General features: G+C 44.0%; 31 protein-coding genes and 1 riboswitch. Of the genes, 17 read left to right on the plus strand and 14 right to left on the minus strand.

Annotation, left to right across the window (positions count from 1 at the left end; translation table 11 throughout):
- The first annotated feature begins 1 nt into the window (after position 1).
- Together ACU6U9_RS16985 and ACU6U9_RS16990 are read left to right on the plus strand one after the other, a co-directional pair.
- A complete protein-coding gene (locus tag ACU6U9_RS16985) occupies positions 2 to 316 on the plus strand; it encodes a TusE/DsrC/DsvC family sulfur relay protein (RefSeq protein ID WP_446736194.1) in 315 nt (104 codons plus the stop codon).
- Positions 307 to 1,311 carry a glycosyl transferase family protein gene (locus tag ACU6U9_RS16990; RefSeq protein ID WP_446737190.1) on the plus strand — a complete coding sequence of 335 codons (1,005 nt, stop codon included), beginning with the start codon at positions 307 to 309 and terminating at the stop codon, positions 1,309 to 1,311. Before ACU6U9_RS16985 ends, ACU6U9_RS16990 begins: the two co-directional genes overlap by 10 nt.
- 6 nt (positions 1,312 to 1,317) lie before the next feature.
- On the opposite strand, the gene ACU6U9_RS16995 is transcribed toward ACU6U9_RS16990, so the two are convergent.
- The 3 genes from ACU6U9_RS16995 to ACU6U9_RS17005 all read right to left on the minus strand — a co-directional run bounded on the left by ACU6U9_RS16995 (position 1,318) and on the right by ACU6U9_RS17005 (position 2,267).
- Positions 1,318 to 1,488 (minus strand): hypothetical protein, encoded by a 171-nt coding sequence (locus ACU6U9_RS16995; protein WP_446736195.1) that lies wholly within the window; start codon positions 1,486 to 1,488, stop codon positions 1,318 to 1,320.
- Positions 1,489 to 1,556: 68 nt separating this feature from the next.
- Positions 1,557 to 1,793 (minus strand): sulfurtransferase TusA, encoded by a 237-nt coding sequence (gene tusA, locus ACU6U9_RS17000; RefSeq protein ID WP_446736196.1) that lies wholly within the window; start codon positions 1,791 to 1,793, stop codon positions 1,557 to 1,559.
- Positions 1,794 to 1,799: 6 nt separating this feature from the next.
- Positions 1,800 to 2,267 (minus strand): hypothetical protein, encoded by a 468-nt coding sequence (locus ACU6U9_RS17005; protein ID WP_446736197.1) that lies wholly within the window; start codon positions 2,265 to 2,267, stop codon positions 1,800 to 1,802.
- A gap of 122 nt (positions 2,268 to 2,389) precedes the next feature.
- Between ACU6U9_RS17005 and ACU6U9_RS17010 the strand changes: the two genes are divergently transcribed.
- From ACU6U9_RS17010 to ACU6U9_RS17025, 4 genes are all read left to right on the plus strand, one after another.
- The gene (locus ACU6U9_RS17010) at positions 2,390 to 4,144 is read left to right on the plus strand and encodes a proline--tRNA ligase (RefSeq protein ID WP_446736198.1); all 1,755 of its coding nucleotides are present in this window, start codon (positions 2,390 to 2,392) and stop codon (positions 4,142 to 4,144) included.
- Positions 4,145 to 4,171: 27 nt separating this feature from the next.
- Positions 4,172 to 4,723: a lytic transglycosylase domain-containing protein gene (locus ACU6U9_RS17015; RefSeq protein ID WP_446736199.1), complete on the plus strand. Its 552-nt coding sequence runs from the start codon at positions 4,172 to 4,174 to the stop codon at positions 4,721 to 4,723.
- 61 nt (positions 4,724 to 4,784) lie between these two features.
- Complete coding sequence (locus ACU6U9_RS17020) at positions 4,785 to 5,150, plus strand: group I truncated hemoglobin (protein WP_446736200.1); 366 nt, start codon at positions 4,785 to 4,787, stop codon at positions 5,148 to 5,150.
- A gap of 132 nt (positions 5,151 to 5,282) precedes the next feature.
- Entirely contained in the window at positions 5,283 to 5,885 is a 603-nt protein-coding gene (locus tag ACU6U9_RS17025) for a CBS domain-containing protein (RefSeq protein WP_446736201.1), read from the plus strand.
- A 3-nt stretch (positions 5,886 to 5,888) separates the two neighbouring features.
- On the opposite strand, the gene ACU6U9_RS17030 is transcribed toward ACU6U9_RS17025, so the two are convergent.
- Entirely contained in the window at positions 5,889 to 7,079 is a 1,191-nt protein-coding gene (locus ACU6U9_RS17030; protein ID WP_446737191.1) for a YihY family inner membrane protein, read from the minus strand.
- A 69-nt stretch (positions 7,080 to 7,148) separates the two neighbouring features.
- Here ACU6U9_RS17030 and arsC point away from each other — a divergent pair, with 69 nt between their 5' ends.
- The 3 genes from arsC to ACU6U9_RS17045 are packed head-to-tail and all read left to right on the plus strand — an operon-like array spanning position 7,149 to position 8,469.
- On the plus strand, positions 7,149 to 7,499 hold the full coding sequence (gene arsC, locus ACU6U9_RS17035; protein ID WP_446737192.1) for an arsenate reductase (glutaredoxin): 351 nt from the start codon (positions 7,149 to 7,151) through the stop codon (positions 7,497 to 7,499).
- Positions 7,499 to 8,098 (plus strand): NAD(P)H:quinone oxidoreductase, encoded by a 600-nt coding sequence (wrbA, locus tag ACU6U9_RS17040; protein ID WP_446736202.1) that lies wholly within the window; start codon positions 7,499 to 7,501, stop codon positions 8,096 to 8,098. The genes arsC and wrbA overlap by 1 nt, the downstream gene beginning before the upstream one ends.
- Before the next feature lie 8 nt (positions 8,099 to 8,106).
- Complete coding sequence (locus tag ACU6U9_RS17045) at positions 8,107 to 8,469, plus strand: DUF2069 domain-containing protein (protein ID WP_446736203.1); 363 nt, start codon at positions 8,107 to 8,109, stop codon at positions 8,467 to 8,469.
- Positions 8,470 to 8,529: 60 nt separating this feature from the next.
- Here the strand turns inward: ACU6U9_RS17045 and ACU6U9_RS17050 are convergent, their stop codons facing one another.
- Positions 8,530 to 8,757 carry a hypothetical protein gene (locus ACU6U9_RS17050; protein WP_446736204.1) on the minus strand — a complete coding sequence of 76 codons (228 nt, stop codon included), beginning with the start codon at positions 8,755 to 8,757 and terminating at the stop codon, positions 8,530 to 8,532.
- Positions 8,758 to 8,791: 34 nt separating this feature from the next.
- Here ACU6U9_RS17050 and ACU6U9_RS17055 point away from each other — a divergent pair, with 34 nt between their 5' ends.
- A complete protein-coding gene (locus ACU6U9_RS17055; protein WP_446736205.1) occupies positions 8,792 to 9,298 on the plus strand; it encodes a hypothetical protein in 507 nt (168 codons plus the stop codon).
- 12 nt (positions 9,299 to 9,310) lie between these two features.
- Here ACU6U9_RS17055 and hda read toward each other — a convergent pair whose 3' ends face one another.
- Genes hda through ACU6U9_RS17075 form a run of 4 tightly spaced genes read right to left on the minus strand, consistent with a single transcriptional unit; the run spans position 9,311 to position 12,726 of the window.
- Positions 9,311 to 10,018, minus strand: coding sequence for a DnaA regulatory inactivator Hda (gene hda / locus ACU6U9_RS17060; protein ID WP_446736206.1), 708 nt, complete (start codon positions 10,016 to 10,018; stop codon positions 9,311 to 9,313).
- On the minus strand, positions 10,018 to 11,088 hold the full coding sequence (locus ACU6U9_RS17065; RefSeq protein WP_446736207.1) for an AI-2E family transporter: 1,071 nt from the start codon (positions 11,086 to 11,088) through the stop codon (positions 10,018 to 10,020). The genes hda and ACU6U9_RS17065 overlap by 1 nt, the downstream gene beginning before the upstream one ends.
- Positions 11,081 to 11,632, minus strand: a complete 552-nt coding sequence (locus ACU6U9_RS17070) for a CDP-alcohol phosphatidyltransferase family protein (protein WP_446736208.1) — start codon at positions 11,630 to 11,632, stop codon at positions 11,081 to 11,083. Before ACU6U9_RS17070 ends, ACU6U9_RS17065 begins: the two co-directional genes overlap by 8 nt.
- 5 nt (positions 11,633 to 11,637) lie before the next feature.
- Positions 11,638 to 12,726: a DUF2066 domain-containing protein gene (locus tag ACU6U9_RS17075; RefSeq protein ID WP_446736209.1), complete on the minus strand. Its 1,089-nt coding sequence runs from the start codon at positions 12,724 to 12,726 to the stop codon at positions 11,638 to 11,640.
- A gap of 180 nt (positions 12,727 to 12,906) precedes the next feature.
- Between ACU6U9_RS17075 and purM the strand changes: the two genes are divergently transcribed.
- The 7 genes from purM (at position 12,907) to ACU6U9_RS17110 (ending at position 19,882) form a co-directional block, all read left to right on the plus strand.
- Positions 12,907 to 13,962, plus strand: coding sequence for a phosphoribosylformylglycinamidine cyclo-ligase (gene purM, locus ACU6U9_RS17080; RefSeq protein ID WP_446736210.1), 1,056 nt, complete (start codon positions 12,907 to 12,909; stop codon positions 13,960 to 13,962).
- 5 nt (positions 13,963 to 13,967) lie between these two features.
- Positions 13,968 to 14,633: a phosphoribosylglycinamide formyltransferase gene (purN, locus tag ACU6U9_RS17085; RefSeq protein ID WP_446736211.1), complete on the plus strand. Its 666-nt coding sequence runs from the start codon at positions 13,968 to 13,970 to the stop codon at positions 14,631 to 14,633.
- 89 nt (positions 14,634 to 14,722) lie between these two features.
- The gene (locus tag ACU6U9_RS17090) at positions 14,723 to 15,466 is read left to right on the plus strand and encodes a DUF3108 domain-containing protein (protein ID WP_446736212.1); all 744 of its coding nucleotides are present in this window, start codon (positions 14,723 to 14,725) and stop codon (positions 15,464 to 15,466) included.
- A 44-nt stretch (positions 15,467 to 15,510) separates the two neighbouring features.
- Positions 15,511 to 15,610, plus strand: a riboswitch (TPP riboswitch).
- Between the two features lie 77 nt (positions 15,611 to 15,687).
- Complete coding sequence (locus ACU6U9_RS17095) at positions 15,688 to 17,889, plus strand: TonB-dependent receptor (RefSeq protein WP_446736213.1); 2,202 nt, start codon at positions 15,688 to 15,690, stop codon at positions 17,887 to 17,889.
- Positions 17,890 to 17,972: 83 nt separating this feature from the next.
- Positions 17,973 to 18,245, plus strand: a complete 273-nt coding sequence (locus tag ACU6U9_RS17100; RefSeq protein ID WP_446735895.1) for a hypothetical protein — start codon at positions 17,973 to 17,975, stop codon at positions 18,243 to 18,245.
- Between the two features lie 9 nt (positions 18,246 to 18,254).
- Positions 18,255 to 18,938 (plus strand): nicotinamide riboside transporter PnuC, encoded by a 684-nt coding sequence (pnuC, locus tag ACU6U9_RS17105; RefSeq protein ID WP_446736214.1) that lies wholly within the window; start codon positions 18,255 to 18,257, stop codon positions 18,936 to 18,938.
- Positions 18,884 to 19,882 (plus strand): phosphotransferase, encoded by a 999-nt coding sequence (locus tag ACU6U9_RS17110; RefSeq protein ID WP_446736215.1) that lies wholly within the window; start codon positions 18,884 to 18,886, stop codon positions 19,880 to 19,882. Before pnuC ends, ACU6U9_RS17110 begins: the two co-directional genes overlap by 55 nt.
- Positions 19,883 to 19,922: 40 nt before the next feature.
- Here the strand turns inward: ACU6U9_RS17110 and ACU6U9_RS17115 are convergent, their stop codons facing one another.
- The 5 genes from ACU6U9_RS17115 to ACU6U9_RS17135 all read right to left on the minus strand — a co-directional run bounded on the left by ACU6U9_RS17115 (position 19,923) and on the right by ACU6U9_RS17135 (position 22,884).
- Positions 19,923 to 20,813 carry a type II toxin-antitoxin system HipA family toxin gene (locus ACU6U9_RS17115; protein WP_446736216.1) on the minus strand — a complete coding sequence of 297 codons (891 nt, stop codon included), beginning with the start codon at positions 20,811 to 20,813 and terminating at the stop codon, positions 19,923 to 19,925.
- Positions 20,792 to 21,223 (minus strand): HipA N-terminal domain-containing protein, encoded by a 432-nt coding sequence (locus tag ACU6U9_RS17120; protein ID WP_446736217.1) that lies wholly within the window; start codon positions 21,221 to 21,223, stop codon positions 20,792 to 20,794. The genes ACU6U9_RS17115 and ACU6U9_RS17120 overlap by 22 nt, the downstream gene beginning before the upstream one ends.
- Positions 21,223 to 21,621, minus strand: a complete 399-nt coding sequence (locus ACU6U9_RS17125) for a hypothetical protein (RefSeq protein ID WP_446735892.1) — start codon at positions 21,619 to 21,621, stop codon at positions 21,223 to 21,225. Before ACU6U9_RS17125 ends, ACU6U9_RS17120 begins: the two co-directional genes overlap by 1 nt.
- Before the next feature lie 502 nt (positions 21,622 to 22,123).
- Positions 22,124 to 22,642 (minus strand): class I SAM-dependent methyltransferase, encoded by a 519-nt coding sequence (locus ACU6U9_RS17130; protein WP_446735891.1) that lies wholly within the window; start codon positions 22,640 to 22,642, stop codon positions 22,124 to 22,126.
- Positions 22,643 to 22,791: 149 nt separating this feature from the next.
- Entirely contained in the window at positions 22,792 to 22,884 is a 93-nt protein-coding gene (locus ACU6U9_RS17135) for a hypothetical protein (protein ID WP_446737193.1), read from the minus strand.
- Positions 22,885 to 22,886 lie beyond the last annotated feature (2 nt).

A 22,886-nucleotide genomic window follows, 5' to 3' on the forward strand; every position in this document is an offset into this window, starting at 1 on the left:
TATGGACGCACCACTTTTTGATGATGACGGTTTTTTACTTGACTTAAATAATTGGAATGAAGCACTGGCTCATGAGATCGCCCACGCTGAAAACATTCAATTATCGCCAGCACACTTTGAAATCATCCATACGCTACGAGATTTTTATGCCGAGCATGAAGTAGCCATCGCCAACCGCCCTTTTGTTAAGTTAATCAAAAATACGTTCGGCCCAGAAAAAGGCAACAGTATTTATTTAATGACTTTATTTCCTGAAAGCCCTGCCAAAATTGCTGCCAAAATTGCAGGCCTTCCCAAACCAGCGAACTGCTTATAATGACAACAACTGAACACCCTTTTGCACAATATGTGCGCATCCTTGGTAAAGGCCGAAAAGGCTCTCGATCATTAAGCTATGAAGAAGCGCTCGCTGCCATGGGCATGATCTTACGCGGCGAAACAGAAGACGTTCAGCTTGGCGCTTTCATGATGCTATTGCGCGTAAAAGAAGAAAACGCTGATGAACTGGCCGGTTTTACGCAAGCCACAAAAAACCATTTAGCAGGTAACATCCCGGGCCACCTAACCGCCGACCTAGATTGGTCGAGCTATGCAGGCAAGCGTCGTCAATTGCCTTGGTACTTACTGGCAACGCTGGCACTGGCCGACAATGGCGTTAAAGTATTTATGCACGGCGCTGACGGCCACACAGAAGGTCGCCTTTACAGCAAAGACACGCTATTACGACTTGGTATCAAGCCCGCTAAAAACTGGCAAGAAGCAGAGCAACAACTCAAGCAGACACACTTTTGTTTTATGGACATGGCAATACTTTGCCCTGAATTACAAAGCATCATTGACTTGCGCAACACCTTTGGCTTGCGCTCACCTGTGCACAGTTTCTCAAGACTACTTAATCCACTTAACTGTGAATTTGTCAGCCAAGGTATCTTCCATCCGGGCTACGGCCCTTCCCATCAGCAAAGCGCCGAGCTACTTGGCTACAAGCGCCTGTCTATTTTGAAAGGTGAAGGTGGCGAATGCGAAATGAACCCTGACAGCGTGGCAAGAATGTACCACTGCTTTAACGGCGAACTGATTGAAGAAGAGTGGGACGCCATCTTCCCAAGGCGTCATGTAAAACCAGAAACACTGGAAATTGAAAATTTAAAAACCACTTGGGCAGATGAACAGGATGAGTACGGCATGGGAGCAATTTTAGGCACCCTCGCCTACACGGCTCGGTTAATGGGCAAAGGGGATACAAAAGAATCTTGCCTTGAGCAAGCAAAGTCATGGTGGGCCAGTCGAAACCTAAATCGCTTTAACTGACACAAATCAGACCAAAAAGCCGTCTAGTCGACGGCTTTTTCTAACAACCTGTAATAATCGACGCGCGAGCGCTTCAAATGCCGCCGCCTCTTCATTCTCTTTTGTGGCACTTAAGCTAAACAAAAGACGCTCTATTTCTTCTCGACTCATGTATTGAATGGTCACTGGATTCAACATAACTACGTCCATATGCGCTAACACTGTATTTAAATACAGTACTTTAATGATTTAAGGAAAGATTGCAATCACGGTTTTTCAATATAGAACAGAAATACATCATCTATCTCAGCTGTCGAAAGCAAGGTGTAGCCCAGAAAGCTACAGAACTTTGCAATATCACGCTTCGTAGAGGGGTCTGTGGCTAACACCTTCAACACACCGCCGGACTCTAACTCTTTTACTTTAGTGTGCAGCATCATAACGGGCTCAGGACACATTAAGCCTTTAGCATCCAGCATCAAATCAAACGATATATCCGTCATAAAAATTTATTCCTTACCTTTTCCTTTTACATGACAACTTGGGCAAATTTGCTCTGCAAGGTTAGCACTCCAGCCCTGCTTATTCATACCTGCAATGGCATCAGCCTGTGTATCACCACTAAAATCAATAAACTCTAACGCATAAGCTTGGCGACATTGATCACAGGTAATCTCAGCAAACTTTACATTAAATTGAGCTTGTGCAGGCCCATTGCACCGTGCACTCCAGGCACCTATGGGAGTAATCAATGGACTCACGTCAATCACCGTCAATTGCATACTTAGCTGCTTTGACCCCTTTACTGGCAGCAGCAAAAGATCACCCCCAACAGGGAAATCACCTTTTGCCTTTACCTCAAATTCGCCAAGCGTAAAGCTACTGACACCCAATAGATCAGATGATTTATCAACCAATCTGTCATTTAGGACCGTCCCAGCAGGGGTTTGTTTGTATCTAAAGTATTCAAGCATCATGAAAAAATTGTGTCTAAGGGCCGCGCAGCATACAATTTGCGACTGTTTTGTAAAGAGTCGGCATTAGAATAGTCCTATTCAACGGCCTGACCTCAATTAATTTAGATACGCTTGGAACCCAAATGCGCGCTAGCCAGTTTTTAATTGCCACCTTAAAAGAGTCTCCTTCTGACGCCGTTGTCATTAGTCATCAGCTTATGCTGCGCGCGGGCATGATCCGTCAACTAGCATCCGGTCTTTACACCTGGCTGCCACTGGGCCTTAAAACGCTGCGCAAAGTTGAAAAAGTCGTTCGTGAAGAAATGGACGCCGCCGGCGCGCAAGAGCTTCTTATGCCAGCGGTTCAACCTGCTGAGCTTTGGCAAGAAACCGGTCGCTGGTACAAATATGGCGGTGAACTGCTGCGCATTAAAGATCGCCAAAATCGTGATTTTTGTATCGGCCCCACTCACGAAGAAGTGATTACCGATCTAGCCCGTAACGAATTAAAAAGCTACCGCCAGCTACCAATGAGCTTCTATCAAGTTCAAACAAAATTCCGTGATGAAACTCGCCCACGTTTCGGCGTGATGCGTGCCCGTGAGTTCTTAATGAAAGACGCTTACTCTTTTCATGCTAACAATGAATCATTAAATGAAACATATGAACGCATGCACACGGCGTACTGCAACGTATTTAATCGCTTAGGCTTAAACTTCCGCCCAGTAGCGGCAGACACAGGCTCCATTGGCGGCGCCCTATCACATGAGTTTCATGTATTGGCAGACTCAGGTGAAGACGACATTGCATTCAGCAATGACTCTGATTACGCAGCCAACGTTGAGCTTGCTGAGGCCGTTGCACCAGCCACTGAACGCTCTGCACCAAATGCTGAGCTGCACACTATCGACACACCAAACCAACACACCATCGAAGACGTCAGTGCGTTTTTAAACATTACCGCTCAGAGCATCGTTAAAACACTCATTGTTGAAGGCGAACTGAGCGATAAAGACAAAGACGCGGGCAAGAAGCCTGCCCTTGTTGCATTAGTGGTTCGTGGCGACCACCAGCTGAACGACCTAAAAGCCGAAAAACTAACCGGCATCGCCTCTCCTTTAGCATTTGCAAAAGAAGAAGACATCATTGCACAGCTTGGTTGCAAGCCTGGATCAATCGGTCCATGCAATTTAAATATTGATGTGATCGTCGATCGCAGCGCAGCTGTTATGGCTGACTTTGTATGCGGCGCCAATGAAGACGGTAAACACTTAACAGGTGCAAACTGGGAGCGTGACGCAAACATCACTCGTATCGAAGACATTCGAAATGTGGTCGAAGGGGATATCAGCCCAGATGGCAACGGCACACTGGAGATCAAACGTGGTATTGAAGTGGGTCATATCTTCCAGCTAGGCACCACATACAGTGAAGCATTAAATGCAACGGTATTAGATGAAAATGGCAAAAGTGTGGTTATGCCCATGGGTTGTTATGGCATTGGTGTATCTCGCGTTGTCGCAGCGGCTATCGAACAAAACCACGATGAACGCGGCATTATCTGGCCTGAAGCCATTGCGCCGTTCCAAGTCTCGATTGTTCAAATCGATGCAAACAAATCAGAAGACGTCATTAAACACAGCGAAGCCTTGTACGAAGCACTTACAAAACTGGGCGTCGAAGTATTCCTTGATGACCGCGATAAAAAAACCAGCCCAGGTGTTAAGTTTGCCGACGCTGAGTTAATGGGCATCCCTCATCGCATGGTCTTTAGTGCTCGTGGCTTGAAAAACGATACCATTGAATACAAGGCTCGTGCCCAACAAAAAGAAGACGCCGTTGAGCTGAACGTAGCAGACGCTTTAAGTCACATAAAATCAGCTTTAGGCATTAGCTAAGGTATGCGCTTTGTTTTAGGCTGCTTTATGCTTTTGTCCGTCCACTTTGCCCATGGCCAAGTGGACCCGGAACTTAGGCAGTACTTAAAGCACGCTATTAACACCAGCAGCAGCTTTAATGATCGCTTTGATGCCGAAGTATGGATGGTCGACATGTCGGCCCGCCTTGCCCGCTACATCAAAGATAAAAGCTTTCGCGTTTCGTTTTTGACTCACTTACATCATGCAGCCTCTGAACATGACCTACCGCCAGAAATGGTGCTGGCGGTTATTCAAGTTGAGAGCGCTTTTAAGCCCTACGCCCTGTCTTATGTGGGCGCTCAAGGCTACATGCAAGTGATGCCATTTTGGCGCAATGAGATTGGTCGTCCAGACGATAACCTAATGGACCTTAAAACAAACCTGAGATACGGCTGTGCCATACTGGCTCACTATCTAAAACGTGAAAAAGGCAATTGGACCCGTGCGTTGGCTCGCTATAACGGCAGCCTTGGTAAAACCAAATACCCAGAAAAAGTATTCAACGCTTGGCAGCGCCGCTGGTTCGTTAAAAGTATTTCGCGAACATCCATACGCTAAATGGTAAAACACCACTAACTCGTCTATTCCTTAATACAGATGAATATTAAGGAAAATCCCCATGCCCTCGTTATATGAAAAAATTGGTGGCGATGCCGCCTTAGATGCCGCTGTCGATATCTTTTATAAAAAAGTCATAAACGATACCGCACTGTCGCCATTCTTTGATGGCATTAGCATGGATAGACAAAAGAAAATGCAGAAAGCATTTTTAACCGTTGCTTTTGGCGGCCCGAATAAATATTCAGGCAAAGGCATGCGTGCCGCACACGCTCGCCCTGTTGCTATCGGCTTAAATGAAAAGCACTTTGATAAGGTGGCCAACCATCTACAAAACACATTGCTAGAGCTCAGCGTACCCTACGACTTAATTCAAGAAGCGATGAACATTGCGGGCTCCACTAAAAGTGATGTGCTCAATCAGTAATTGCGCACAATTACTATTTAACTGATAACCCTGCCAAATCAGGAATACATTTCTTTACCTTAAATTACTCAAGGTTTGCAGCTTTCTGACGGTTTTTGACTATGATTACCCTGTGCTCGCGGAGGAATCACCATGCTAGAGAACTATAAAACCATTAAATTCAGCAAACTTGATACACAGCCTCATTCGATCGTCCCAGACAGAGGCTATAAAGAGCTGAATTTAGAAGATTCAGCTATATCAGTTATGAATGACCACCGACTTGAAAAAGCCCCCATCTGCAATACCACCACCTCACTTGAATCGGCCACAAAACAAATGGCCAATGAAAAGACAAGCATGCTATTGGTCGATAACAAAGAAGGTCAAATCGTTGGTCTTATTTCTTCTGCTGATATATCAGGCGAAAAACCAATTCAATTCATTAACAAGACAAAAAAGAAACGCAGTGAAGTGAAAGTTGGTCACTTAATGAGCGATGTAGAAAACATGCCCGTGCTAGACATTCAAGATGTATTGCAATCGAAAATCGGCGATGTATTGCATACGCTTAACGATATTGGCAGTGAATATATTTTAGTTACAAGCAAAGATGGCGACGAAACATGCATTCGCGGCATATTCAGCGCCCGACACATTGCACGTTCGCTCAATATCTTTTTCAGCCCAAGCCCTGCGGCAAAAACATTTGCAGAATACAGCCGCGCACTAAGCGAGAGCCATCAAACACATTAGCGCTTAAATGACCGCTAAAACAGGCAGCCCGAGGGCTGCTTTTTTTTGCTCTCTTAACTGTTTTAAAACTGGATCAAGCTGATCAAACCAAGCTGTATTTTTATTTTTCACAGCGAATTTATCAATGCGCTCACCATGAATGAGCTCGCTTAAATCGCCAACCATTTTCTCATTCAAGTCAACCGTGACAAAAAGTTCATCATCGAAACTCTCGACCCACTCACTATCAATCAATTTAACTAAAACCGCCTCCCACTCATCTACATTCACAAGGGTCAGGGCTTGGCATAATGCCTCTCGTGTCACTCTATTATCGCTGTGTGTGAGTTTTAACTGCTGCATGATCATTAATGCCCAGTCCAAGTCACTTGATTGCACACCCTTAATATCTTTATTCACAAACGGCAATGCTCGGACCAACTCCGCACCAAATAACACCACACACCACGCAACAAAAATCCACAATAAAAATAGTGGCACCACCGCAAATGCACCGTATATAAGTTGATAAGACGGAGAAAACGACACCATTTTCACAAAGCCCATCTTGCACACTTCTAAAAACACTGCGCTGCACAAGCCACCAATAAGCGCATGCTTGAGCCTAACCTGACTCGTAGGCAAAAAATAATACATAATCGTCAGCGTAATGATCGAAAGTAAAAACGGAAAAAACTTAAACAACAACTGGTTAAAGTGAAAAATCGAATCAACATGCTGCACCCACAAATGAGAGCTCAATAAATAACTACTGACTAAAAACATGGCCCCCAGTAATACAGGCCCAAGAATAATCACCAGCCAATAAAATAAAACACGACGGCCAACTCTAACGCTTTTCACCCGCCAAATTCGATTAAAAGAACGTTCGATCGTCATCATTAAGCTCAATGCGCTGAATAGTAAAATCACTAAGCCTATCCATGTTAATTTGCGAGCTTGCTGGGAGAAGTCACTCAAATAAACTTGAATAGCATCGCCAGAGGCCGGCACAAAATGCTTGAATAAAAAATCATGGAACGTATCGACGAGCGAAGCGTATTGCGGAAACCAAGTGAGCATCACATAACCAGATGCCATTAAAGGGACAATCGCAAACAAAGTCACAAATGTAAGCTCCGCGGCGTTACTGCGATTCTCGTTTCCTTCAAAGCGCAGTACTAAAAACCAACAAAACCGCCCAAATTGCTTCACATTCAAAACTCGCACTCCCCTTCAATATGAGTACAATAACGCCTTTATATTAGTTTGCAACGAGCCCCCATCATGACCATTGAGATTTGGCATAATCCACGCTGTTCAAAATCAAGAGAAACCCTCGCGTTACTTGAACAAAAAAACATCAAGGCTGACATCTTCTTATATTTAGATGAGAAGCCTAATGCCAAACTGATCAAAGCTGTTTTAGGCAAGCTGGGCATCACACCTCGTGAACTACTGCGTAACTCAGAAGACGCTTATAAAGCTCAAAACCTAAAAGACAAAACGTTAAGTGATGACGCCCTCATAAGCGCCATGGTTAATGAGCCTAAACTTATTCAACGCCCTATTGTCATCAACAATGACAAAGCCCGCCTAGGTCGCCCACCTGAAGATGTACTGGAGATCGTATAGTGGCCAGCCCCTATATTTTGGTTCTTTACTACAGCCATAGCGGAGCCGTTGCTGCAATGGCCGAGCAAATAGGCCGCGGCGTTGAAAAAAATGGCATCGAAGCACGTATTCGCACAGTGCCCAGTGTCTCTGCGGATACTCAAAGCACATTAAGTGACATTCCAGAATCAGGCCCGCTTTATTGCAGCGAAGAAGACCTGCGTAATTGCAGTGGCTTAGTGTTAGGCAGCCCTGTACGATTTGGCAATATGGCCAGCGCCATGAAATACTTCTTAGATGGCACCACTAATCTTTGGCTTACTGGCGAGCTTGTCGATAAACCAGCAGCGGTTTTCACCAGTTCATCCAGCCTTCATGGCGGGCAAGAAAGCACATTATTAAGTATGATGCTGCCTTTGTTGCACCACGGCATGGTGATGGCGGGTGTGCCCTACACAGAACCCGAGCTAATGGACACACAGACTGGCGGTACACCCTATGGTGTAAGCCATTTTGCAGGCAAGCAAAGCAACTTCCCCCTAAGCCAAGAAGAAATCGCACTGTGCCAAGCACAAGGCAAGCGTATTGCGATGCTCGCTAAGCGCTTACAAGGTCTTTAGAGAGTTAAATGAATACATTAAAAATCAGTTATTATGTGGCATTACTGTGCTTTGCATTACAGTTTGTCTTACTTGGCATAGGCACATTTGATCGCCCTGATATAGATTTAAGTAAGGCAGCGGCTATTTTCACAGGGCTATTGCTGGTTGTATTGAAGGGCATTCCTTGGCTCGTATTGCTCCCAGGATTAATCATGAAAAGCAAAAACAGCATGGCTTGGATGAGCTATGTCTGCTTGGTTTACTTTATTATCTGGATCTTGGCAGTGTTTGGTGCAGAGCAAAGCAACCTAGCCACAACCGGTGTGTTTGTGACGCTGATTCAATTTTTGGCATCTAACATGTACACGCGCTTAAAAAAGCGCCAATAACAAATAAAAAACGCCACTGAATAAGTGGCGTTTAAGTTTAGTTAGAAAACGAAAGAGAAATTAATCGATCCACTCACTTTCATCGTCTTCGTCGGCAAGCTCAGTGGTGACAGATTCACCACATTTTTTACACTTACCTTCAATCATAATAATGCCATCAAGTTCGTATTCCACTGGCTCTTTCATGCCTAGGTCGACTTGTTGACAATTGTTACACCAGGTTTGCTCTAAAAAAGATGCTTGATCTTCTGCGTCGCGCTGGTAAAAGTCTCTTTCTTTTCTATCCATTTTTAACTCCAATTTACTTAGCACAGGATTGTATATGGAATACCCACGTTTTCTAGTCCTTGAGAGCAGTAGTTACGAAGAAGATGCGTATCCAATCGCGGCTTGTTGGTCAATTGCCGATGGTCAGCTCAAAGATGTCATGATTCGCCCTGAAGATGAGTGGCATAAATGGGACGCTTCAAACGAAGATCGACACGGTATCACTCGCGATCAAATTGAGCTTGTCGGTGAAACCGTGCTGGATGTTATCCGCGAGCTTTCTGAGGACGTTGATAAGCAGCCTGTTTTTGTCAGCGAGCCCTTTCTTTATGAAAAATGGCTAAGCACGCTATATGGCGCTTACGGCGCTGAACCGTCTTTTGACATAGCGCCAATGACAGACCTATTTCAAATGCAAGAAGCGGTACTGCAAGAAGAGCTGGAAAACCTTTCATCCAACTTATTGTTGGATCTAAAAGTACCAGAAGAAAAAGTGCGCACATGTCTTGAACTGTATGCACGCTTATTAGAAGCAGGACTAATCGAAGACTACGCTGGCTAGTGGCGCTTAACGCTACCAGTCCATCACGGTCTTAACAAAAGGCCGTGTTAGCTTTCGCTGAGCGCTTAACGATGCGTTATCGAGCTGCTGCAGCACATCAAAGACCTGCTCCATCTCACCATTCATATGGCGAACAACATACTTAGCAACATCAGCAGTAATCTCTAAACCGCGATTATGGCCGCGCAATTGAAAGGCTGATATTTTGAATTCTTCATCAGGGTCATCAAACTCGTACACAAGGCCCCACTTCAAGCGAGACAGCAAGTCAGGTAACTTTATGCCGAGCTCTTCAAGCGGCTTATTAGCAGCAAAGATCATGCGCCCGCCTGCATCACGCACTCGGTTAAACATGTGAAAAAGCGCTTCTTCCCACATAGGGTCACCAGCAACAGATTGCAGATTATCAAGCGCAATCACGGGCAACTCTTCTAAGCTCTCAAACACAGCAGGTGAGTAACTCACAAGCTCTTCAAGTGGCAAGTAAACACTGTTTAAGCCAGAGGCTTGCGCCTCGTGACAGGCTGCTTGCAATAAATGACTGCAACCTGAGCCAGCTTGGCCGCTCACGTAAATGCTTTGCTCGCCTTCACCTTTCGCGGCGAGCTTTATTTGCTCAACGGCTTCCAGATCTTGCTTAGCGTAAAAATTTTCAAATGTAGCTTCATCACGCAACTGCACTCTTAGGGGCAATTGCTCTACAACCTGTATTGATGCCATCAGCTTTCCGAATAAAACTCTGTATCTTTATAAATTTCATGTATATGGCGTAAGAGTACCACAATAATAGCTGAGACGGGCAGCGCCAATATAACTCCGACGAATCCAAACAACTGACCACCCGCCATAATGGCAAAAATCACGGCCACAGGATGCAATCCTATCTTATCTCCCACTAAAATGGGGGTTAAAAGCACAGATTCAATGGCCTGACCCACACCAAACACAATTAAGATGAAAAATAACGACCAATCAAAGCCAAATTGGAAGTAACCAGCCAGCATGGCCGCCATAATACCAATAGCAAACCCCATATAAGGTACGATACTGGCCAAGCCAGCAATAATCGCCACCAACAATGCCAGCTTTAAGCCCACAATCCACAATCCAATACCATAAATAAGTGCAAGTGCTGCCATCACCCATAATTGGCCACGTAAAAAGGCACCAACCACCTCATTACATTCGCGGCCCAAGTTGCTTGAAGTGTCTTGGTATTTAACGGGGATCAGCTTGTGCAGCTTAGCCATTAAGATATCCCAGTCTCTTAACAAGTAAAAACCCACGACCGGCACCAGCGTAAGATTAATTAAAAAACCAACAAACGTACCTGCAGATGACGTTACCTTTGACAGTACTGAAGCCAATACATCCTGCGCATTCCCCCACTGGCTAATTAGCTTCTCACGCACATGGTCGACATCAAACACATCCGCCTCCAAGGCAAGCGTGTTGATTAGAAAGGGCTGAGCCTCGGTTTTAAACCAGTCAAAGATCCCCGGCACTTGCGCATAAACTACTTTAAGCTGGTGCAATACTAATGGCACCAACACTATCAAAGCACCCAAAAATATAATGCTTAACACAACAAAACAGGTCACCACCGCCAACGTGCGACTAAAGCCCCGCGCTTCTAATCGATCCGCAACTGGGTCGCCTAAGTAGGCAAGCAAGGCACCCGCGACAAATGGCATTAATACTGGCTCAAGCTGATGCATTACCCAGCCAAATAAGACCAATACAAAGACTATCGCCAGTGGCTTTAAACCTAACTGTAAAACATTACTCATTTATAGCCTTCCTTACCCAAACGAATAGATAGTGGGCACCACTCGCAAGCGTAACGGCCGCACACATTAAAATCATAAACTGTATCTGCTCATCACTCATAAGCCCTGTCGCTATATGCACAAGCAGGCTCAAGACCAATAATATTTGTATAAATGTACTCATTTTACCGAGAATACTGGGGCGCACTTCAAACGGACCAAACCAAAATCGATAAAGCGCAGCACCGCCAACCAACATCACATCGCGCCCCATAACCAGCACAAACAACCAAAGAGGCAATAGTCCTTTGATCGTTAATACTGCAGCGGTTGTGACCAATAAAAGTTTATCGGCTAAAGGGTCCATAATGGCACCCCAGTGGCTCTTCCAGTCAAAGCGTCGGGCTAAGTAACCATCCACACCATCCGATACACCCGCAAACGCAAAGACAATCAGCGCGCATTCGTACTCACCAAACCAAAGTAAGAGAGCCACAGGCAGCACAGCCAGCAACCTTAAACCAGTAATAATGTTGGGCAAGTATCTTAGTATGGTGCGTTTCATTTAGCCTACGGTTGCCAGTTAAAATGAATCTTTTTATCTATTAACGGATCTAAACCTTGTTCTGAACTTTTCTCAGTAGGCTCGCTGGCCTCAATAAGCTTACTGTCTAGCGTAAGAACCTGCTTAAATTGCCCTAGACTACCGCTCAAGCGCAACTCAAGGTCCATATCATTCCCCTTTACACCCGCTACAAACACTCGCTTAGTAATCGTTAAACCTTCAAGGTAATCTACTAATGCCGCATAGTGCTTCAAGTTTTTAATATTACTTACTTTTATTGCGAGTATGTCACTGCGAGCATCGTTGGGTTTAATAGCAAACGCATTTGCCAAAACTTCACCCGAGGCACTTAGACCAGCCAAAACTTGCTGGCTCAACTCCTGGGTTTCAAATTCATAATTAAACTCGCGCTCTTTAAAATAGAAGCGCCATTGACCAACCCAGTTGCCCTTTTTGTTTTTATAAACGCGTGCCGCAAGAATAGACTCAGCATCATATCGCTTGCTCGCCTCCAGAATAGAGCTTGAAAACAAACCCCATAAGCTCTCTTGAGGTAAACGAATGGAGTCTTCTAGATCATACACAGGTAACACAACCGGTACACCGCGCACCTGACTGGCATTTTCAACTGCTTTATAAGCACTGCCTTCTACGCCATCAATTAAAACAGAACGACCCCTTTCTTCTTTTATTAGCCAAAGTAAAACAGTAGGACGGTTATTTCCCCATAACGGCAGATTAGCTTGCTTGATAATGCGCTGGATCGATTGCGCTTCAAACCGCATTTTTAACCAGCTAGAACCTGGTGGAATAGAGGCATCCCATTCGCTCTTTTGCACAGCAGCGTAACTATATTGATACAAATATTGATCGGCTATATCTAAAGCCCTCATCACGACTTCATTTTCTGCGGGCACCGCAAAACCGCTCACCTTTTGTAGCACTTCTATTAAGCCCTGCTTTGCACCATGCTGGCGGCTGATTAATAGTTGATCAGGCACAGGCACTCGTGCGTCATACAAACCCGATACCGGCTTAGCCAAGACAGAAGATGCGCATATAATAAGTGCAGCAAAACACAGTTGAAATTTCATTAGATGGTCTTTATTCCTGTAATTGGCGGCTATTCTGACAAATTCGAGAAAAAATGCAGCCCCCAAGTGTAAATTATGCCTTCTAAAGCACATGTATGATTTATAAAAAGCTTACTAGATGGTAAAATCCGCGACCTTTTTTACTCATCGATACTTTCCCGCACAAAAGGGCTGCCTAATATGAGCGAGCAAAACAAGTCACTTAGTTATAAAGATGCAGGCGTAGACATTGACGCTGGCAACGCACTTGTTAATAACATTAAAGGCGTGGTAAAGAAAACCCGTCGCCCTGAAGTCATGAGCAGCATCGGTGGCTTTGCTGGCCTGTGTAGCTTGCCGACCAAATACAAAGAACCTGTATTAGTGTCTGGCACCGACGGCGTTGGCACCAAGTTACGCTTAGCGATGGACCTTGGCAAACATGACACCATCGGCATCGACCTTGTGGCAATGTGCGTAAACGATTTGATCGTATGCGGTGCCGAGCCTTTATTCTTCTTAGATTACTACGCAACAGGTAAGCTGAACGTAGACGTAGCAACAAACGTTGTTACCGGCATTGGCGAAGGCTGCTTGCAATCTGGCTGTGCATTAGTGGGTGGCGAGACAGCTGAAATGCCTGGCATGTATGAAGGCGAAGACTACGACCTTGCAGGCTTCTGCGTCGGTGTTGCTGAAAAAGCTGAGCTAATCGACGGCAGCAAAGTAAAAGCAGGCGATGTCATTATTGGTTTGCGCTCATCAGGCGTTCACTCAAACGGTTACTCTCTTGTCCGTAAGGTCATCGAAGTATCAGGTGCAGACTTAAGCCAAGACCTAGACGGCCAAACACTGGGTGATGCCCTACTTGCACCCACTCGCATCTACGTTAAACCAATTCTTAAAATGCTAGAAACCATTGATGCGCACTCTATCTGCCACATCACTGGCGGCGGCATGTATGAAAACATCCCTCGCGTATTACCAGAAGGCACCAAGTGTATTCTTGATAGCGCCGCATGGGATCGCCCTGCTGTGTTCAACTGGTTACAAGAAAAAGGCAATATCGACTGGCATGAAATGCATCTTACCTTTAACTGTGGCCTAGGCATGATTGTCGTGGTTGATGAAAAAGACGCTCAAGCCACAATGGATATTCTGAACGCAGAAGGCGAAACCGCTACCCTAGTTGGCCGCATTGAAAAAGCAGGCGAAGGTGACGAGCTAGTCATCGTTAAAGGCGTGGACGAGGAATAAGCACAGTGAAAGCCGAACAAGCAGAACCTGCGCGTATTGTCGTTTTAATTTCCGGCTCTGGCAGTAACTTTCAGGCAATCTCAGATGCTTGCCTGAAAAAAGAAATTGATGGTGAGATTGTAGCGGTGATTAGTAATCGCCCCGGTGTTATGGGTCTTGATCGCGCAGCGAATATGGGCATCCCAACCGCCGTTGTTGATCACACTGATTTTTCAACTCGTGAAGAGTTTGATGGCAAGCTGATTCATGAGATCGACCAATTTGGCCCTGATCTTATTGTCTTAGCTGGCTTCATGCGCATTTTGACCTCTGATTTTGTACGCCGCTATAAGGGCCGCCTAATCAATATACATCCGTCTTTGCTACCTAAGTACAAAGGCTTGCACACTCACAAGCGAGCCCTTGAAGCCAATGATAAAGAACACGGCGTGACCGTGCACTTTGTCAGCGAAGACCTAGACGGTGGTCCAAATGTGATTCAGGCCGTGGTGCCCGTTTTAGACGACGACACTGAAGGCAGCCTGAAAACACGAGTACAGCAACAAGAACACGTCATTTATCCTATCGCGGTTAAATGGTTTGTTGAGGGCCGCATCTCAATGCTCAAAGGCGATGCTTACTTCGACAACCAACCCCTACCCGAGTCTGGCGTGCAGCTTATTGCAAATTAGAACAGACATTTCTAGCCAGTTGCTGGCACGGACACAGCAACTGCGCTTATACTCAAGCCCATATTCACGATTCATTTAGGCAGGATGCTTTGTATAAAATCATCGTTACCTTTTTTGTTGTTCTCATTAGTCAAACCAGCATGGGCAATGAAGCAACAAACACACACAAACCGTTTCAACAATTTTCCCCTTATAAAGCAAACTATGAAGCCACATGGAAAGCTGGCTGGTTTCCTATTACCGTTGATGCCAGTCGCCAACTAAGCAAGCTCGAAAACGGATTATGGCAACTGACATTCGAAGCATACTCCTCCATTGCAGACCTACATGAACAGTCTCAATACAGTATCGAAAACAACACCGTAAAACCCCATAACTATCGCTATAAAACCTCCGGCTTTTTATCAAAAAAGCGCAGAGCACAAACCTTTGACTGGGAAAAACAGCAAGTATTTGTACCAGAGCGCGAAGAGTGGGCAGACTATGAGCTCAAACTGGGCATACAAGACAATCTGAGTTATCAGGAGCAAATACGTCTAGATTTAATCGCAGGTAAAACAGAGTTCTCATATTCAGTGGCGTACAAAAATCGCCTTAAACAGTACGACTTCAAAGTCGCCAAGCGCGGACAAACCAAAACCAAGCAGGGTATGATTGATACCGTTGAAGTCATTCTAGATAAAGGCAGCAAGAAAGAATCCACTCGCATTTGGTTTGCTATCGACTATGAATACTTACTCATCAAATTAGAAACCAAACAGAAAAATGGCGATAGCAATACCATCAGCTTAAAAAGCGCAGACATTGGCGATCGAACACTAAAGGGTTTCTAAGTCGCTCTAGTCCTTTTTTCCTATATACAAATCACGTAGAATCCCCCTTATCCAGGGGGAGGCTTCGGCCTGAGATGTCTTTTTTGCGAACCCCTAGAACCTGATCCGGTTAATACCGGCGTAGGAATGGACATTCTTTTGCGTTTTTTTGCATCATTGCAAACGCCACTAATTACCTCTACGCAGTAACCGGGACTTATTCAATATTTTGGAAAAGACCCATGAAAACCCCGATTTTTTTACCCTCACTCATATGCACGTTGAGTGCTTCTGTCCTAGCTGCACAACCCACTGACGTTAGCAGTCAAATTACCGATGCCGTCAAACAAGCCGACCAAAGTGCTCAGTTAGACACCGTCAATGTCACCGCTGATTTTCGCCAATTAGATTTAATGCAAATTCCATCATCTATTACAGTTGTGGGCGAAGAAGACATTCAAGATCGTAATGCCGACCACCTAGAAAGCATTTTATCTTTAGCCCCGAACGTTAACTTTGCTGCTGGTGCATCACGTGCGCGTTTCTTTCAGATCCGCGGCATTGGTGAGCGCAGCCAGTTTATCGACCCAGTCAATCCATCCGTTGGCTTAATCATCGATGGCATTGACATGACAGGCTTAGGCGGCGCAGCCACCCTATTTGACATTGATCAAGTGGAAATCTTGCGTGGCCCACAAGGTACAGCCTTCGGTGCAAACGCACTGGCAGGTGCCATTAATATTAAAAGCAAACAACCAACCAAAGAAACCGAAGGTTATGTTCAAGGTAAGCTTGGTAATTATAATACTCAAGGTTTAGGCGGGGCTATTTCTGGCTCGCTATCCGAAAAGGTACAAGCACGCTTTGCTATTAATCAAGTTAAGTCTGATGGTTACATGGAAAATATCCATTTAAACAAAGATGACACTAACAACATTTATGAAGTTATCGCTCGTGCCCAACTAGCTTGGCAAGTTAACCCGGATAACAATATTAACGTTTCATTGTTCAGTACAGACATTGATAACGGTTACGATGCATTTAGCTTAGACAACAACCGAAACACTTACTCTGATCAACCCGGTGAAGATTCACAAAACACCAATGCGTTTTCTATTAATTGGCAATCAAAAATCAACAATACACTCAACCTTGAGGTTCTAGCGGCCATAAGTAATACCGAAAGCACTTACGCTTATGATGATGACTGGGCTTTTGGTCAATATACATGGTTAGATGATGATCCAACGTACACGCCTGACCCATGCACAATACTGAACACATGCCTCGCTGATTTCGATGGCTATAGTGGCTATGATCAATACAGCCGCGACTACACTAACCAACACTTAGACATCCGCTTATTATCAGGGCAAGACGGTCAAATTTTTAACAACTCAACAGACTGGGTCGTCGGCTTTTATTACATGGACAGAGAAGAAAGCCTTAACAGAAACTACACATTTTTAGACAACCCTTACAACAGCTCAATTGACAACAACTCCACTGCTGTTTACTCAGAGCTAACCACGAACTTTAACGCACAGTCACGGATAATTTATGGCATAAGACTAGAAGAATGGACATTTGATTTCAAAGATAATAATACAATCACAGAAGATCAGAGCGAAACACTCTGGAGCGGAAGACTCACATTTGAGAATTTAATCACCCCTTATCAAATGACTTACATTCAATTGGCTCGAGGCGTTAAGGCTGGCGGCGTCAACCGTGATACGAACATACCATCAGATGATAAAGTCTATAAAACCGAAACTAACAATAGTTTAGAGGTCGGATTAAAATCAAGCTTGCTAGATGACTCACTGCAAACGCGTGTTGCAACCTTTTATATTCAAAGAGAAGACCAACAAGTTAAACAGTCATTCCTTTATTACGAAGACTCAAAGCCTAAGTTTAAAGACTACTTTGCCAATGCCGCTGAAGGCGAAAACTATGGTTTAGAAATTGAAAGTAACTGGTTAATTAATAAGACTCTCTCTTGGGAATTATCACTTGGCTACCTAAAAACCAAACTAAACAATTACAGTTTCAAATCAGAAGATAGCAACGGCAACGTTATTACAATTGATAAAGATGGCCGCTCGCAAGCACACGCACCGGAAATATCAGGTGCAACCGCTTTAAATATTAGCTTTACAGAATCAATAAAACTGCGATTAGAAACAGAATACAAAGACACCTATTACTTTTCTAATAGCCACGACCAAAAATCAGAAAGCTATCAACTTTGGCATGCCGCACTCAGCTACACCAAAGGCAATAGCAGCATAAGTTTACATGGCCACAATTTAACGGATGAAGACTATGCTGTTAAAGGGTTCTACTTTGGTAATGACCCACGAGACGGTTACGCTGCAAAAACCTACACTCAACTTGCTGCGCCACGCTTAATCACTATTCAAGCCACTCAGCATTTTTAACAAACCGTAGGTCGGGCACCGCCCGACAAAAACCTCGGCAGGCAATGCCTGCCCTACTACATTAACGCAAAACTGGAGCCCACATGGAACTATCCGTTGAGATCAGCAAATATCCATTGGCCGATGATTACATTCCGGCCATTAAAGATTTCATCGATCGCTTAAATGCCACCGATGGCATCAGCGTGGTGGGCAACACCATGAGCACGCAAATTTTTGGCGAATACGATTTAGTCATGTCTATTTTAAGTAAAGAAATGAAACGCTCATATGAGCAATTTGGTAAAGCGATTTTTGCGTGCAAATTTATTGGTGCGAATCTAGACCCTGCACTTAATCCACATGGCGACAACTAAGGTCTAATTATGGAAGCTGATATTCAAGCACCCACATCTTTCGCCGATACGTTTATCCAAAGTGTCATCTCCGCCGCGCAGGCCATGAGCTACTGGGAAGTCATCGCTGTATTACTCGGCGTTGCGTATTTAGTATTAGCCATGCGTGAAAACAGCCTATGCTGGTATGCAGCCTTCGGCAGTACGGCTATTTTTAGTTGGTTGTTTTTTGATGTCAGTCTAGTTATGGAGTCCGCATTAAATGTGTATTACCTAGCTATGGCAATATACGGCTGGTACATCTGGAACAAAAAGCCACAAAACTCCGCAATGCAAAATTCATTAACACCTAAGCTTCCCATTACCACATGGACTGGAAAACAGCATACACTTACCATTGGTGGCGTACTCGTCATGACGCTCATAAGTGGCTTCTTATTAAGCGAAAACACGACTGCTGTCATGCCCTACCTAGATTCATTTACCACTTGGGGTGCAGTAGTCACAACGTATATGGTTGCAAAAAAAGTACTTGAAAATTGGATTTACTGGTTTGTCATTGATGCTTTAGCCATATATTTATACATAGATCGCGAGTTATATTTAACCGCGCTACTCATGGCCGTATATGTGGTTATGGTAGTCTTCGGTTATGCTGCATGGCTAAAAATATACAAAGCACAAACAAACAACAACCAAGCACAGCCCGCATAAATATGAAAATAGAGTCACAAGCCCTTAATGAAGCATTACAAGATTGGTCGCTATGGCCAATCTTAAACCAATGTAATCAAGCAGCTTGTACCTTTACACCACTAGAACAAGGTCTAACGAACGAAAACTGGCTGGTCACCCTTAGCAAAGTTAGACTATCGCTTATACACAGTAGCGATACACAAGACTTTACTCCACAAAACTCAGTCTTAGAAACACCTCAACAATTTGTCATTCGCATTAATGCGAGTAACGCACAATCGCTCAATATTGACCACAAAAGTGAATATGAAATAGTCGAAAGTATTAGCGCATTAGACCTTTGCCCTATTATTTTGTACAAAGAACCTAGCTTTAAATATTGGGTGCGCCCTTACATTGATGGCCACACATTAGCCGAGCTAGAAGCACATGATTTTAACATCAACAATGAACTGGCCAGCATTGCTAGAATATTAAGACAAGCACACAAGCAACCAATAAAATCACACTGGCCAAGCGTGGATATTATTGAGCGCGCCGAATATTTTTGGCAACAAATATTACCTAAACCAAGCATCAATACACCTGAGGCCTTAAGACTCAAACGAATACTTGATGACGCATTACAAATAGACAATCCACAAACTGCCTTGTGCCACATGGACACCAATATTCATAACTGGATCAAAGACTCCGACGGAAAGCTGCATTTAATTGATTGGGAATACGCAGGACGTGGCAACCCAATATGGGACTTGGCTGTGTTCAGTGACAGCGCAAAACTAAACACACAAGAAGAAGAGCAGCTTCTAGCTTTTTATGGTGAATATTCGTTAACTCAACTCCATCATGCAAAACTCCAAATGGAATACCTATCTATACTTTGGTTTGCGATACAAAAAAACACAGACGCAAACACGCTTTTATGTGAGCTTAAAAATTTAGCTTCACGCACTCACTAGAAAAAATCAATAAAATTCGACGCTAAAAGCAAAAAGAAGATCAATTAAACCATCTGAATGTACTGCCAATCGAAACCATCATCTCGCGTTTCACACCAGCCAACTCTGCACATTCAGGCCAAAACTGTAAACACGCCAACACGTCATCAATAATTTGTTTTGTTTTTTGCTTAGATAAACCCGTCTGCTCGGCCGCTGACAACAAATCACTCAAGATAAAATCATCACGTTTACCGTTAACGCTCATTTGATGTTTAGACGTCCACAATCCTTTTGGGTTATAGCTATACGCCACATCGAACGCTGGGCTTAATTGCCAATCACCGTTACGATCCATTAAAAACGCAATGTTTTTAGTGTGATCATCTTGGTTACGAAACACCAAATTAAACACCATGCGTTTAAATAATTGCGCCACATGCTCACGGGGAGTTTTCAATTGTCTTGCCAATACAAAGGCCTGCTCATAACTGGTAGAGGTTGGGTCATTAAAATCAAAATGCCCTAAACCGCATAAACTGGTCATGTGTAATTTATCACCATCAACGCGATCAAAACGCTTAGTCATAAAATGGGCGCGATTCCCCTCTTCTAATAACCGACTTTCCATCATTTCAATGCCTGCTTTTTGTGCAAGCAAATAATACGCATATTCAATACGGCCGTAGCCTAATGGGTCAGCCAATTCTTTATCTCGATTTTCGCTCACGCCATCAAATTTAATTAACCAGCCGTCAAACCCTGCTTGCGGTTTTACATGGCCTGGTAAAATAATATTTTCGGACTCATTCCAATTAATAATGGCTTTTGCACGAGCGCCCCCAGCGGATGTCCCTATCTGTAAGATCTGTTCGAGTGCCTCGCCATCTAAGTCATGACTGTCAATTTCAAACTGCTTTTTTTGCAACACTAAACTGGCCAAGCGCACCATTTTATCCAGCTCGATTTGAGAGCCTTCGTCGTGGTCAAAATATCGCTTGGGGTCGGTTTAAACTCTAACGCACCAATGGCACGGTCAGCGGTATAACATAAACGCTCGATAGGATTAAAATCAGATGGGCTGCGACCTTGTTTGATTAACCACTGGTCAATCAAGGCATTACCAAATTTATCAGGCAGCACATCAGCCAACATACCCGGTAAACCCTTAAAGGTCTCTTTGTTTAAGTTGGCAAACCGATACGGCGCGGCCCGTACAGGCATAGCGACTGGCGCTAATTCAATACCAAAGTTTTGAAATTCTGGCGTGTATTGAAAGTCAGCAACACTGGCTTGTTCATCCCAGCGCACAACGGCAATGGTTGTGCCCCACAACACCACCTCTGCAAGTTCAATGGCCATTAGTTATCATCCTTACCCGCCATAGGCCGCGCACTGGCTGGTTTTTCATCACCCCATTTTGGCTTAGGCTTACCTGCCATCTTAGGCTTCGTCACTCGCTGCGGCTTTTTAGGCTTTGCCTTATCCATTGCTAATTGCTCAATGGGCGATACGGCATCAGGGTCTGGCAAGGCCGTATGAATTTGATCAAGCAAGCCCAATGAGAATAGGTATTTAAACAAAATTGCAGTTTGCCCAGACTGACCAGACTCAATGTTTTGCGCCGCGCGTAAGCTGATTTCAGCCAATGCCGCTTGCTCTGCTTGAGTATGGCTTTGCTCAATACGAGTTTGCCGACACACCTCTCCAAGGCGCGCCAGCACTGCGTTGACAGCCTGACCAGGTAATTCAGATAACATAAATAAACCGCTTATTTGTACATATTAATTAGTAAATATAGATCAATATGCATAAATACACATATTTATTCAAGTTAAAATAAATATTTAAACAAAATAGTAGCTGATCAAGCTCAATGTTTTGCGCCGCGCCTCAGCTTATGTCAGCCAATGCCCCTTGAGTATGGCTTTGCTCACCGACACACCTCTCCAAGGCTCGCCAGTACTGAGCTGATAGCCTGATCAGGTAATTAAAATAAAACAAATAAACCGTTTATTTATACATATTGATTAATAAATATGGATCAATATGCATAAATACACATATTTTTTCAATAGCTAGTAATGTGTACTTTAGATATGGAACAACCGGCAGCCGAACATAGGCGTCACAGCACTAGACTGGCACTGGGCCAAGCGATCGCTTTAAACAAGCGAAGCGCCAGAAACAACACCAGAGAACAAAAGAGAAAAGAGAAAAGAGCAGAGAAAATAAATGATTTGCTTTGACTCAACATCGCAACTAGATTTTTCTTGCGACAATGAAGACAGACTCATAACTAACCTGCCATTCTCGCTCAATAACAAAGCCAGACGTCAATAATTTAGAAATAAGCTGACTTTTAGTAAAACGGTTAACATAAGGCGCTAAACCAAAGAACTGCATCGCAGAGATCAACCACCGAAAGGCAAAATTGATCTCCCCTATTAACGATGTACTTGAAATAAACACACCATTACGTTTTAGCAAGCGATAAATTTCAATAATCGCATCATCGACATCTTCCAAAAGATGCAATACATTCAAGCCCAAAACAGCGTCAAAATTTTCATTTTTGAATGTCAGGTTATCTAACGTACCCTGCTGAAATGTAATATTTGTTACTCCAGCCTCGATCGCCCTCTTTTTTGCCGCCTCTATCATCTTGTCAGATATATCCGTACCAACAACATGCTTCACATGAGGCGCATGACAAATGGCGGTGGCACCGCTAATATACTTTTCTGCCGATTCATCCCAAAACGCCTTCGAGTCTTTCATGGTTTATGTATTCCCAAGCATGCCCTGACAACCAAGCGAAAAGACATCATTCTATAATCACTTTTTGATATCAATCAGCAACATTTCACATATTAAATAGCATTGCTACTCAATAACTGCTTTCATCTTTATAGCCATTTTGTTTATTTTTAAGTATTAACCTTCGCTGCTTCCCAGCCCACAATGGCTGATTTTCGTGTCTCACCCCACATATAACCACCAAGATTACCACTCGCCTGAATGA

Source organism: Pseudomonas sp. HK3 (assembly GCF_052920985.1).